Annotated in this window: 12 protein-coding genes; 8 read left to right on the forward strand and 4 right to left on the reverse strand. The window is 65.2% G+C overall.

From position 1 onward, the window contains the following. From cyoB to E0W60_RS20565, 7 genes are all read left to right on the forward strand, one after another. On the forward strand, nt 1-1,977 hold the full coding sequence (gene cyoB / locus E0W60_RS20535; protein ID WP_135705440.1) for a cytochrome o ubiquinol oxidase subunit I: 1,977 nt from the start codon (nt 1-3) through the stop codon (nt 1,975-1,977). Nucleotides 1,978-1,980: 3 nt separating this feature from the next. Next, on the forward strand, nt 1,981-2,625 hold the full coding sequence (cyoC, locus tag E0W60_RS20540) for a cytochrome o ubiquinol oxidase subunit III (protein ID WP_133096409.1): 645 nt from the start codon (nt 1,981-1,983) through the stop codon (nt 2,623-2,625). Then, nucleotides 2,622-2,999 (forward strand): cytochrome o ubiquinol oxidase subunit IV, encoded by a 378-nt coding sequence (cyoD, locus tag E0W60_RS20545; protein ID WP_133096410.1) that lies wholly within the window; start codon nt 2,622-2,624, stop codon nt 2,997-2,999. Before cyoC ends, cyoD begins: the two co-directional genes overlap by 4 nt. 25 nt (nt 3,000-3,024) lie before the next feature. Continuing rightward, entirely contained in the window at nt 3,025-4,752 is a 1,728-nt protein-coding gene (locus tag E0W60_RS20550) for a nitrite/sulfite reductase (protein WP_135705441.1), read from the forward strand. A 29-nt stretch (nt 4,753-4,781) separates the two neighbouring features. Beyond that, entirely contained in the window at nt 4,782-5,027 is a 246-nt protein-coding gene (locus E0W60_RS20555) for a hypothetical protein (RefSeq protein ID WP_135705442.1), read from the forward strand. Nucleotides 5,028-5,208: 181 nt separating this feature from the next. Continuing rightward, on the forward strand, nt 5,209-6,195 hold the full coding sequence (locus tag E0W60_RS20560; protein ID WP_135705443.1) for a Bug family tripartite tricarboxylate transporter substrate binding protein: 987 nt from the start codon (nt 5,209-5,211) through the stop codon (nt 6,193-6,195). Nucleotides 6,196-6,513: 318 nt separating this feature from the next. After that, entirely contained in the window at nt 6,514-8,280 is a 1,767-nt protein-coding gene (locus E0W60_RS20565) for an ABC transporter ATP-binding protein/permease (protein WP_133096414.1), read from the forward strand. Between the two features lie 22 nt (nt 8,281-8,302). On the opposite strand, the gene E0W60_RS20570 is transcribed toward E0W60_RS20565, so the two are convergent. After that, nucleotides 8,303-8,734, reverse strand: a complete 432-nt coding sequence (locus E0W60_RS20570) for a universal stress protein (RefSeq protein ID WP_133096415.1) — start codon at nt 8,732-8,734, stop codon at nt 8,303-8,305. A gap of 142 nt (nt 8,735-8,876) precedes the next feature. Next, nucleotides 8,877-9,872, reverse strand: coding sequence for a Bug family tripartite tricarboxylate transporter substrate binding protein (locus E0W60_RS20575; protein WP_135705444.1), 996 nt, complete (start codon nt 9,870-9,872; stop codon nt 8,877-8,879). A gap of 237 nt (nt 9,873-10,109) precedes the next feature. On the opposite strand from E0W60_RS20575, the gene E0W60_RS20580 reads away from it, so the two are divergent. Further along, entirely contained in the window at nt 10,110-10,433 is a 324-nt protein-coding gene (locus E0W60_RS20580) for a hypothetical protein (RefSeq protein ID WP_133096417.1), read from the forward strand. Nucleotides 10,434-10,500: 67 nt separating this feature from the next. Here E0W60_RS20580 and aceB read toward each other — a convergent pair whose 3' ends face one another. Continuing rightward, a complete protein-coding gene (gene aceB, locus E0W60_RS20585; protein ID WP_135705445.1) occupies nt 10,501-12,087 on the reverse strand; it encodes a malate synthase A in 1,587 nt (528 codons plus the stop codon). 51 nt (nt 12,088-12,138) lie between these two features. Continuing rightward, nucleotides 12,139-12,840 (reverse strand): haloacid dehalogenase type II, encoded by a 702-nt coding sequence (locus tag E0W60_RS20590; protein ID WP_133096418.1) that lies wholly within the window; start codon nt 12,838-12,840, stop codon nt 12,139-12,141. Nucleotides 12,841-13,014 lie beyond the last annotated feature (174 nt).

The raw sequence follows: 13,014 nt of genomic DNA on the forward strand, positions 1-13,014 counted from the left end.
ATGCTAGGAAAACTCAATCTCGAGGCCATCCCCTACCACGAGCCGATCATCATGGGGACGCTGGCCGTGGTGCTGGTGCTGGGCGCCGCGCTGCTCGGCGCGATCACCAGGTACGGCAAGTGGAAATACCTGTGGACCGAATGGATCTGCTCGGTCGACCACAAGAAGGTCGGCGTGATGTACATCATCCTGGCCCTTGTCATGCTGCTGCGCGGCTTCGCCGACGCGATCCTGATGCGCACGCAGCAGGCAGTCGCCTACGGCGATGCCGCCGGCTACCTGCCGCCGCACCACTACGACCAGATCTTTACCGCCCACGGCGTGATCATGATCTTCTACGTGGCCACGCCGCTGGTGGTGGGGCTGATGAACGTGATCGTGCCGCTGCAGATCGGCGCGCGCGACGTGGCCTTCCCGTTCGTCAACTCGCTGAGCTTCTGGCTGTCGGCCATGGGCGCGGTGCTGGTGATGCTGTCGATGTTCGTCGGCGACTTCGCCGCGACCGGCTGGGTGGCCTATCCGCCGTTGTCCGAGCTGGGCTACAGCCCGACCGTCGGCGTGGACTACTACATCTGGTCATTGCAGATATCCGGGCTCGGCACCACGCTGACCGGCATCAACTTCATCGTCACCATCCTGCGCATGCGCGCTCCGGGCCTGACCCTGATGAAGATGCCGGTGTTCACCTGGACCGCGCTGATCACCAACATCCTGATCGTCGCCATCTTTCCGGTGCTGACCGCCACGCTGGCCCTGCTCACCGCCGACCGCTACCTCGGCATGCACTTCTTCACCAACGAGCTGGGCGGCAACGCCATGATGTACGTGAACCTGATCTGGATCTGGGGGCACCCCGAGGTCTATGTGCTGATCCTGCCCGCGTTCGGCGCGTTCTCGGAAATCATCGCCACGTTCTCGCGCAAGCCCCTGTTCGGCTACAAGTCGATGGTCTATGCCACCTCGTCGATCGGCGTGCTGTCGTTCTTCGTCTGGCTGCACCACTTCTTCACCATGGGCTCGGGCGCCAACGTCAACGCCTTCTTCGGCATCATGACGTCGATCATCTCGATCCCCACCGGCGTGAAGCTGTTCAACTGGCTGTTCACCATGTACCGCGGCCGGATCCGCTTCCATACCTCGACCATGTGGACCATCGGCTTCATGGTGACGTTCGCGGTCGGCGGCATGACCGGCGTGCTGCTGGCGGTGCCGGGCGCCGACTTCGTGCTGCACAACAGCCTGTTCCTGGTGGCCCACTTCCATAACGTGATCATCGGCGGCGTGCTGTTCGGCTGCCTGGCGGCGATCAGCTTCTGGTTCCCGAAGGTGTTCGGCTTCAAGCTGAACGAGTTCTGGGGCAAGGTGTCGTTCTGGTGCTGGCTGACCGGCTTCTTCCTGGCCTTCATGCCGCTCTACGTGCTGGGCTTCAAGGGCATGACCCGCCGGATGAACCACTACGCCAACGTCGACTGGCATCCCTACCTGGTGGTGGCGATGATCGGCGCCTTCGTCATCGGCGCCGGCATCCTGGCGATGATCGTGCAACTGGCCGTCAGCATCCGCGACCGCAAGCAGAACCAGGACCTGACCGGCGACCCGTGGGACGGCCGCAGCCTGGAATGGTCGACCGCATCGCCGGCGCCGTTCTACAACTTCGCCCTGGTGCCGCACATCACCTCCCTGGAGCAGCACTGGGACGACAAGGAAGCCGGCCGCGCCTGGCGCCAGCCGGCCCGCTACGAGGACATCCACATGCCACGCCCCACCGCGGCCGGCTTCCTCGTGTCAGTGTTCGGGCTGGTGTCCTGCTTCGCGCTGGTCTGGCACATGTGGCTGGTCGCCGTGGCCGGGCTGGTTGGCGCGATCGCAACCTTCGTGCGGCGCAGCTACGACCGCGATGTCGACTACTACGTCCCGGCCGCCGAAGTCGAGCGCATCGAGCGCGCCCGCTACGCCCAACTGCAACAAGCTGCCTGAACCATGAACCCGACGCTATCCCCTACCCTGCACCATCCAGGCCCGCACGCCGCACATCCGGTGCCGCACGCCGCCGACCACGGCCATCACGATGCCGCCGCCCATACCACGCTGGGCTTCTGGCTCTACCTGATGAGCGACTGCCTGATCTTCGCGGTGCTGTTCGCAACCTTCGGCGTGCTGTCGGGCAACACGGCGGGCGGGCCGGGCGGGCAGCAACTGTTCGAGCTGCCGTTCGTGTTCACCGAGACCATGGTGCTGCTGCTCAGCAGCTACACCTTCGGCCTGGCCATGCTGCGGCAGGACGCGAATGCCGCGCCGCGCATGATCCGCTGGCTGGCGGCCACCTTCGTGCTGGGCGCCGTGTTCGTCGCCATGGAGGTCTACGAGTTCGCCCACCTGCTGCACCAGGGCGCCGGGCCCGGCGTAAGCGCCTACCTGTCGGCGTTTTTCACGCTGGTCGGCACCCACGGCCTGCACGTCACCGCGGGCCTGTGCTGGCTGGCGGTGATGATCCACCAGGTCCGGCGTTTCGGCCTCGATGACATCGTGCGCCGCCGGCTGGCGTGCCTGAGCCTGTTCTGGCACTTCCTGGACCTGGTCTGGATCTGCGTCTTTACCTTCGTCTACCTGCGGGAGTTCGCATGAAGCCGTCCCATCTTCACTCCGTCCATCCGGGTGAGCACCCCACCCACGGCAGCGTGCGCAGCTACACCATCGGCCTGCTGCTGTCGGTCGCGCTTACCGTGGCATCGTTTGCCTCGGTGATGACCGGCACGTTGCAAAGCCACGCCGCGATCGCGCTGGTTGTCGGCCTCTGCGTCGCGCAACTGCTGGTGCAGCTGGTGTACTTCCTGCACCTGGGCACCGGTCCCGGCCAGCGCGGCAATACCGCCATCTTCGCCTGTACCGGCTTCCTGATCGTCATCGTCGTCGCCGGCTCGCTGTGGGTGATGCACAACGCCGACCTCAACATGATGCCGACCGACATGTCCATCGAACGGGCACGGGCAAAAGACTAGCGCTACGCGCAAGGAGACCTTCATCATGTATGTCTATGACGAGATCGACCAGAGGCTGGTCGACGAGCGGGTCGTGCAGTTCACCGACCAGACCCGCCGCTTCCTGGACGGCGAGCTCGACGAGGAAGAGTTCCGCGTGCTGCGGCTGCAGAATGGCCTGTATATCCAGCGCCATGCCCCGATGCTGCGCGTGGCCATCCCCTACGGCATGCTGGCGTCAAGGCAGCTGCGCAAGCTGGCCGGGATCGCGCGCCGCTGGGACCGCGGCTACGGGCACTTCAGCACGCGGCAGAACCTGCAGTTCAACTGGCCGCGCCTGGAAGACGCGCCTGCCATCCTGGCGGAACTCGCCACGGTGCAGATGCATGCCATCCAGACCAGCGGCAACTGCATCCGCAACACCACCACCGACCACTTTGCCGGCATCGCGCCCGACGAGCTGGTGAACCCGCTGGTGTGGTGCGAGATCGTGCGGCAATGGTCGATGCTGCACCCCGAGTTCGCCTACCTGCCGCGCAAGTTCAAGATCGCGATCAGCGGCGCCACCACCGACCGGGCCGCGGTCGGCGTGCACGACATCGGGCTGCAGGCGGTCGAGGAAGACGGCCAGGTCGGCTTTCGCGTGTGGGTCGGCGGCGGCATGGGGCGCACGCCCATGGTCGGCAAGCTGATCAATCCCTTCGTGGCCTGGCAGGACCTGCTGACCTACCTGCAGGCCACGCTGCGCGTCTACAACCTGCATGGCCGGCGCGACAACAAGTACAAGGCGCGCATCAAGATCCTGGTGAAGGACCTCACCCCGGAGGTATTCCGCGAACAGGTCGCGGAGCAGTGGCAGCGCATCCGGGGTGGCCCGGATACCGTCACCGAAGACTTCGTCGCGTCGGTGGCCGCGCGCTTCACGGTGCCGCCTTATGACCCCGCCGCGGCGCAGGATGCCGATGAAAGCGTCGATGAAAGCGCCGAACTCGCGCGGACCGACCGCGCATTCCGGCTCTGGCTGCGCAGCAACGTCCATCCGCACCGCGTACCGGGCTACGCCGCGGTGACCGCATCGCTCAAGGCAACCGGCCGCGCGCCCGGCGACATTACCGCCGACCAGATGGAGCTGATGGCCGACCTCGCCGAGCGCCACGGCTTTGGCGAGTTGCGGGTCTCGCACGAACAGAACCTGATCCTCGCCGACGTGCGGCGCAGCGGCCTGCCCGCGCTGTGGCGCGCGCTGGATGCGGCCGGCCTCGCCACGCCCAACGTCGGCAGGATCACTAATATCATCGCCTGCCCCGGCGGCGATTTCTGCTCGCTCGCCAACGCCGTGTCGATACCGCTGGCCCAGGCGATCCAGGAACGGTTCGAAGACCTCGACCACGTGCACGACATCGGCGAGCTAGACCTGAACATCTCGGGCTGCATCAACTCCTGCGGGCACCACCATGTCGGCCATATCGGCATCCTCGGTGTCGACAAGGCGGGTGAAGCCTGGTACCAGGTCACCATCGGCGGGCGGCAGAACGGCGCAGACAGCCAGGACAGCCACGGCGCCGGCGGCGGCGCGGCGATCGGCCGCATCATCGGCCCGTCGTTCGCGCAGGAGCAGGTGCCGGACGTGGTCGAGCGGCTGATCGGCACCTACCTCGCGCACCGCGACAGCGAAGCCGAGCGCTTCGTCGACGTGGTCGCGCGGATCGGCCTCGAGCCGTTCCAGGCGGCCGTGTACCCGGACGGCAGCAAGCGCGGCGCGGCGGTGCGTTAGCGATCATGGATCCACGTTGAGGATGACCGATGTTTGCCCGATCTTTGCCGTGCACCTGCGCCAGCCCCGACGACCTGTGGTCTGCCATCGCCGGCCTCTCCGCCGAGCAGCTGCATACGATCATCGATACCGCCAGTGCATCGCCTGAACCGACGATGGACCTCAATGCCTTCAGGCGCCGCATTCTTGGCATGTTCGGCAATGTCGCGGGCTTCGCACCGGCGCCGCCGCCGGAATCGGTTCTGCGCGAACTGTGGGAGAAATACCGGGCCTGAAAGAAGACCGCGCGCCACTCAGTGCCCGACCGCTTATCGCACACTGACTTCACGGAAAGCGCCCTACCGCAGCCTCTTGGCACGTACCCGCTTCGACCGCTCCGGCATAATCACCCGGCGGAATCACCGCTGGAACCCGCCGCAAAGGCGGGAGGAAAATTTGCCAAAGCAGGAGACGTAGTTGAGCATTTCGAATCGCGCGGCGCGCAGCGCACGACTGGTGACGCTCGCCATCACGAGTGTCGTTTTCGGCCATGCAGCATTGGCGGCCGATGCCTGGCCGACCAGGCCGATCAAGGTCATCGTTCCCTATACCCCCGGCGGGTCCACCGACACGGTATCCCGGGTCGTGTTCGAAAAGGTCTCGCAAAGCCTCGGGCAGCCCATCATCATCGAGAACAAGCCGGGCGCGAACAGCACGCTTGGCGTTGGCGTGGCCGCGCGCTCGGCGGCGGACGGCTATACCTTTGTCTCGGTTCTCGCGGCCTACAGCGCCAACATGTCGCTGTATTCCAAGCTGAGCTACAAGCCTTCGGACCTCGTGCCGGTGGCGGAGATGGCGGAGCTGCCGCTGTTCCTGTTCGCGAGCAAGAAGGTGCCCGCGAAGACTGTTGCCGAACTGATCGACTATGGCAAGAAGCATCCCAACACGCTGACATTCGGCTCGAGCGGCGTGGGTAGCTCGGCGCACCTGACGGGCGAGCGGCTGGCGATGGAGTCCAAGGTCAAGATGACCCACGTGCCGTACAACGGCAGCGCACCGATCCTGCCGGCGCTCGTTTCCGGCGAGGTGTCGGTCGCATTCGATCCGCTGCTGGTGCCGATGCCGCACGTGAAGTCGGGCAAGATCAATGTGCTGGCCGTCGCCTCGGCCAAGCGCTGGCCGGGCGAGCCGAATATCCCGACCATGGAAGAGTCGGGCTTCCCGGGCTTCGTGATGAGTTCCTGGACCGGCCTGCTGGCGCCTGCCGGCACGCCCGCGCCTGTGGTTGACCGCATGGCAAAGGAAATCGCCGCGGCAACGCGCAGCCCCGAAGTGGCCAAGAGGCTGACCGACCTGGGCTTCGTGCCGGTAGGCGGTTCCTCCGAGGAATTCCGCAAGGTGATCGAGCGCGACATCGCTCGCTATGGCCAGATCGTCAAGGCGGGAAAGATTACCCTCGACTGAGGCCGGCGCTGCGGCCGCGACCGGCGGGCACGCCCCGCCGCCGCAGCCGCGCCTGAAACTGCAGGTACCTTTGAAAAAGCTTGCAGGGTTCGCCTGTAGCGGCTCGGTCACCCTCCAGCCGCAACCTGGTTCGACGTTGCCGCCAACACCGCACACCGCGCGCGGGCACGAAAAAAACGAGGGCCGGGCGGATGATTTCTGGTCAGGCGTGGATATTGCTGGCCTATATTTCATCCAGAGATTCTCCTGCTGGTCCGCTTCGTTGCAGCACGACGAATGTGCGTGGCGGCGGGGAATCCGTCTGCGCTGGAGAGTCAGATGAGCGTCGTGCCCGAGCCAAGGATTGCCGGCACCACTTCGGCCCGCAAGAAACGTCCGGGCGTCCCCACGCGCCACGTGTGGACCCGTTACTGGGCCATTGCCCGCCCCTACTGGTTTTCGCGTGAGCGATGGAAGGCGTCCGGCCTGCTGCTCCTGCTGATCCTGCTGCTGCTCGGCCAGACGCAGGCCGAAGTCTGGATCAACGAACAGACCGGCGAATTCACTTCGGCCCTGGCGGCGCAAGATGCCGACCGCTTCTGGGGCTCGATCCAGAAGTGCCTCTACATCCTGCTCGGCGCCGTTCCCATCTATTCCTCCTACTACTTCCTGCGCAACAAGCTGGGCCTGCTGTGGCGACGATGGCTCACCCGTCACTACCTCGACGGGTACTTCAGGGACCGGACCTATTACAAGCTCAACGCCAACGCGGCGATCGACAATCCGGACCAGCGCATCACCGAAGACATCAACACCTTTACCAAGCAATCGCTGTATTTCCTGTCGATCGGCATCGGCGCGCTGCTGCAGCTGATCGCCTTCAGCGCCGTGCTGTGGTCGATTTCCCAGATGCTGGTCTACTTCCTGGTGGTCTACGCCATCGCCGGGAGTTTCGTCTCGATGTACTTCTTCGGGCGCGTGCTGATCGGGTTGAATTTCTTCCAGCTCAAGCGCGAGGCGGATTTCCGCTTCAGCCTGATCCGTGTGCGCGAGAACGCCGAATCGATCGCCTTCTACCGCGGCGAGGCGCTGGAATCGTCGCATGTCAGCGGCCGCTTCGAGCAGGCCTTCCGCAACTTCGACAAGCTCATCAAGTGGCAGCTCAGCCTGAACACGTTCCAGTACGGCTACGGCTTCCTGACCATCCTGCTGCCCAGCGCCATCGTCGCCTCGCATGTGCTGTCCGGTGAAATGGAGGTCGGGCGCGCGATCCAGGCTGCGGGGGCGTTCGCCGCAGTGTTGAATGCGCTGACGGTGATTGTCGACAACTTCGAAGAGCTGGCCCGCTTTGTCGCCGGGCTGGACCGGCTGGATACCTTCGCCAGCACGCTGGCCGACACGCCGGCCAAACCGGACAAACTCGCCGAGCCGGCGCACAAGATCGAGTCCGTGCAGGACTCGCGCCTGTCGCTGCTGCATGTGACGCTGCACACGCCGAACCTGGAACGCACGCTGGTGCGCGACCTGACGGTGTCGGCCGATCCCGGCGAAGGGCTGCTGATCGTCGGCGCCAGCGGCGGCGGCAAGAGCTCGCTGATGCGCGCCATCGCCGGTTTGTGGACCAGCGGCACCGGCTGCATCATGCGCCCCAGGCCGCAGGACATGCTGTTCCTGCCACAGCACCCGTACATGGTGGTCGGCAGCCTGCGCGGCCAGCTGCTCTACCCCAACCACATCGGGCAGCACATCGCCGACGACGAGCTGATCCGGCTGCTCGAGCTGGTGAATCTTGGCGGCATTGTCGACCGCTTCGGCGGCCTCGATACCGAAGTGGACTGGGGCAAGGTGCTGTCGCTGGGCGAGCAGCAGCGGCTGACGATCGGGCGCGTGCTGCTGTCGCGGCCCCGCTATGTGATGCTTGACGAGGCCACCAGCGCGCTCGATATCGCCAACGAGGAAGGCATGTACCGGTTGCTGGCCGGCATGGACGCGACGCTGGTCAGCGTCAGCCACCGCCCCTCGCTGCTCAAGTACCACCACCAGGTGCTGGAACTCGATGGCGCCGGCGGCTGGAAAGTGAATCCAAGCCGGGGCTACCGCTTCTGATCCGCTGGCGGATTGCGCAAGCTCAGCGATAGACCAGCACGGGGATCCTGCAGTGGGTCAGCACCTTCTGCGTTTCGCTCCCGACCAGCAGCCCCTCCAGCCCGCGCCGTCCGTGCGACGCCATGAAGATCACGTCGCAGCCGTGCTTGGCGGCGGCATCGATGATGCCCTTGTACGGCACCGACGTGCTCATGTCGGTCTGGCAGGTCACGCCCGCCTCGGTGGCCGCCGCGACAACCTCGGCCAGCACCGCGCTGGCCCGCTCGGCCTCATGTTCCTCATACGCCTTTCGCCGCGGATGGCCGGCATCCCCCGAGGACAGGTAGGGATATTCCTCCATGCACGTATACGCCGTCAGCTTCGCGCCGCCCGCCTTGACGAAATTGATCGCGGCCGCCATGGCGACCTTGGAAAGCTCCGAGCCATCGGTGGCCAGCAAGATGTGCTTGAACACGATTCCCTCCATAGGCTGCTGATTCTTGATTGCCGCGGCATGGCGCCGCAACAAGTCCAGTATGGACAAGAAATCGCCTGGCGGCAGATCCCGGCGTTCAGCTCCGGCAGCGTTGACCGTCTCCGGGACCGGCCTGGCAGGCTCAATTCTCGATCTTGAAGCCGATGTCCTTGATAAATTGGCCCCAGCGCGCATGATCGGTCCGGATCTGCGCGGCAAATGCTTCCGGCGTGACCGCCTGCGCCGGCAGCACGCCAACGCCGGCCAGCCGCTTCTGGTACGCGGGATCGGCCAGCACCTTGCGCACGGCCTCCGAGACGGCATCGACCGTTGCCTTGGGCATGGCCTTGGGCCCGAACAGCGCAAAATATCCGCTAAGTTGCTCCATTTCCTGGAAACCGAGCTCACGGAATGTTGGAGCGCCGGGCGCCATGTCCGACCGCTCCGGCATGGTGGTCGCCAGCACCTTGGTCTTGCCGGCCTGGTACAGCGGCACGCCGGTGGTCAGGCCGTCGATCATCAGCGGCACCACGCCGCCCACCAGGTCCTGCGTGGCGGGCGCCGAGCCCTTGTACAGCACCGGCTCCAGGTTGGTGCCTGCCAGCCGGTTGAACAGCAGCGGGCCAAAGTGCGACGACGTGCCCGGGCCATAAGAGGCGGAATGGATCGGCTTGCCCGGGTTGGCCTTGGAATAGGCGATCAGTTCCTTCAGCGTGGAATACGGGGCGTCCTTGTTGGCGGCAAGCAGCACCGGGGCGCGGCCGAGTTCGGCCAGCGCAGTCAGGTCGGTCAGCGGATCGTAGGGCACGCGGTTGATATGCGCGCCCGAGGTGGCGGACGATCCCAGCGTCACCAGCAGTGTCTGGCCGTCGTTCCTGGCGCGGATCACGTCCTGCGTGGCGGGAACGGTGGCGCCGCCCGGCTTGTTCTCCACCACCACCGACTGGCCCGTCACGCGGCCAAGATAGTCGGCAAACAGCCGCGCCACCACGTCCGTACCGCCGCCGGGCGGATACGCCACCACCAGCCGGATCGGCCGCGCGGGCCACTGCTGCGCCATGGCGTACGGCGCCACGCCGGCGGTTGCGGCAACGGCTGCGGCAACGGCGGCGGTGCCCAGGAACTGTCGACGGTCCATATCTGAAGTCTCCGCTTTGATGTTGTGGTCCGCGCTGGCGGCGGGTACTTCATATTAGAGAGTGTTGCCGCGCGGGACATGCGGGGTTTTCCAGCATGACGCGGATCCGGATTGCGGCCGGCGGCTGGTCTGTCCCGGCGACTTCTTGCTACGCTGCTAGGTAAGCCGCCGCCCCTGCATGCCCACGCTGGTATGAACATTGCGCGCTATCTGCCCGGCACGGCCAAAGGAGTGATCATGCAAGAGCTGGCCTTCCGCACCCTGCTGTACCGCTACTTTTTCTTCAACTGGCTGTTCCGCGACGCCAGCCAGGGAAGCCGGGCCGAACGGGCCCACGCCTGGCATTTCAACAAGGCGCGTGCGCACTGGCTGCCGACGTATATGCGGCGCTGGCTGTGGTGCGGGGTCTTCTTCTATGCCGCGGGCAGCGTAGTGGAAGGCGTGCTGTGCGCGCCCGTGCTGTCGGCGCTGTTCTACGTGCCGGGCGCGCTCAGCGTGCCGGTCAATGTGGTCATCATGGTGGTCTGGATCGGGCTGAAGAGGCTGCCCGGGCCGCTGTAAAACGAAGACAAAAAAACCGCAGCCATCAGGCTGCGGTTCCTGGTCATGCCGGAGCAGTGCGCCCCGCTCAGACTTCTTCGTACAGCGGCAGCGTCAGGAACTCGGCGAAATCCTCCGATGTCGACATCTGCTCGAAGATCTCGGCAGCGCGGTCATAGGTCTTGGTGTCGCCACCGACCAGTTCCTTCACCTTGGCCAGTTCTTCCGGGATCAGCTTGCGCACCAGCTCGGCCGTGACCTTGGTGCCGTCTTCCAGCTTGCCCTTCGGCGAGCGGATCCACTGCCACACCTGCGAGCGCGAGATCTCGGCGGTGGCGGCGTCTTCCATCAGGTTGTGGATCGGCACGCAGCCGTTGCCGGCCAGCCAGGCGCCCAGGTAGTGGATGCCGACGTTGATGTTCATGCGCAGGCCGTGCTCGGTGATCGGCGTTTCCGGCTTGAAGTCGAGCAGGTCGGCGCCCTTCACCTGCACGTCCGGACGCTGCTTCTCGAACTGGTTCGGCTTGTCGCCCAGCACTGCCACGAATTCCTTCATGGCCGGCTCGACCAGGCCCGGGTGTGCCACCCAGCCGCCGTCGTAGCCGTCGGTGGCATCGCGGCGCTTGTCGCTGATGATGCCTTCCATGGCGATGGCGTTCTTCTCCGGATCGTTCTTGATCGGGATCAGCGCGCTCATGCCGCCGATGGCGGGGGCGCCGCGCGAGTGGCAGGTCTTCAGCAGCAGCAGCGCGTAGGCACGCATGAACGGCGCGGTCATGGTGACCTTGGCGCGGTCGGCCAGGCAGAAGTCCTTGTCGTTCTTGAACTTCTTGATGCACGAGAAGATGTAGTCCCAGCGGCCGGCGTTCAGGCCGGCGCTGTGCTCGCGCAGCTCATACAGGATTTCTTCCATCTCGAACGCGGCGAGGATGGTCTCGATCAGCACGGTGGCCTTGATGGTGCCTTGCGGCAGGCCGATTTCGTTCTGCGCCATCACGAAGATGTCGTTCCACAGGCGCGCTTCCCGATGGCTTTCCATCTTCGGCAGGTAGAAGAACGGGCCGGCGCCGCGCGCGATCTGTTCCTTGGCGTTGTGGAACAGGAACAGCGCGAAGTCGAAGATGCCGCCCGAGACGCGCTTGCCGTCGATGGTGACGTGCTTTTCGTCCAGGTGCCAGCCGCGCGGACGCACCTGCAGCGTGGCGATCTTGTCGTTCAGCTTGTATTGCTTGCCCTTCGATTCCAGGGTCAGCGTGCGGCGCACGGCGGCCTTCAGGTTGACCTGGCCCTGCAGCTGGTTGTGCCAGTTGGGGGTGTTGGAATCCTCGAAGTCGGTCATGTAGCTGTCAGCGCCCGAGTTGAAGGCGTTGATCACCATCTTGGCTTCGACCGGGCCGGTGATTTCCACGCGGCGGCATTCCAGCGCCTTGGGCACCGGCGCAACCTTCCAGTCGCCTTCGCGGATGCTCTTGGTTTCCGGCAGGAAATCAGGGACTTCGCCGGCGTCCAGGCGCTTGGCGCGCTCCACGCGCGCGGCCAGCAGTTCCTGACGGCGCGGCTCGAAGGCGCGGTGCAGCTTGTCTACCAGGGCCAGGGCTTCCGGCGTGAGGATATCTTCGTAGGCCGGCAGGATTTCGCCGGTAATCTTCATGCCCGCGGGCAGCGTGATAGCCATCAGTGTTCTCCTGTTAAACGATAGCGATAGCTTTGGTTGTTGGGCGCCCTGCTATGCCGCCACGCCATGGGCGCGGACGAATTCGAGCAGGTCGTTCATGTCGTGCCCGGTGCCGGAGGGGGCTACGTCGAGCCGCTCCGCCGGGTGGCCGGCACGGTTGATCCAGAAGGTGGTGTAGCCAAACCAGGTGGCGCCGCAGGCGTCCCAGCCGTTGGACGAGACGAACAGCATCTCCTGCGCGTCCAGCCCGAAGGCCAGCGGCCCCAGTGCATAGGCGGCGGGCGCGGTCTTGTACTGGCGCACCGCATCGACCGACAGCACGTGGTCGAACAGGCCATGCATGCCGGCACTCTTGACCGAGATGTCGAGCATCTCGGCATTGCCGTTGGACAGGATGCCCAGCGGCAGCCCCGCCTTGCGCAGGCGCTTGAGCGCACCCAGGTTTTCCGGGAAGGCCGACAGGCAGGCGTATTCCTTGAGCAGCTGGGCTTCCGTCGCTTCATCCAGCGCCAGACCCAGGCGCTCGGCGGCATAGCGCAGCGCGTCCACGGTGATGGCCCAGAACGGCTTGTAGTGCGCGCCGTCGTGCCCGGCCATGGTGCGGATGCGGGTGTAGTCGATCTGGCGGTCGCGCCACAGCAGCGCCAGCGCCTCGCCGCGGCCCGGGAACAGCTGTTCCGCGCGCGCGGTGACGGAATACACGTCGAACAGCGTGCCGTAGGCATCGAAGACGACTGCGCGGATCTTGTTCATGTGGGCGCTGGCAACCTGACTCTGCAAAGTGTGTCGGTGCCGGACCACAACTGCGTGGCCCTGTACACCGATGAATGCATCGCATTGTAGGGAGACGCTGCACTGCGGCAAAGGTGCCCCGGGTCACTTGATCTTTTACTTTTCGGCCACTAATCTTGGCTGACTAAAACGATA

This window comes from Cupriavidus oxalaticus (assembly GCF_004768545.1).
GTDB lineage: Bacteria > Pseudomonadota > Gammaproteobacteria > Burkholderiales > Burkholderiaceae > Cupriavidus > Cupriavidus oxalaticus_A.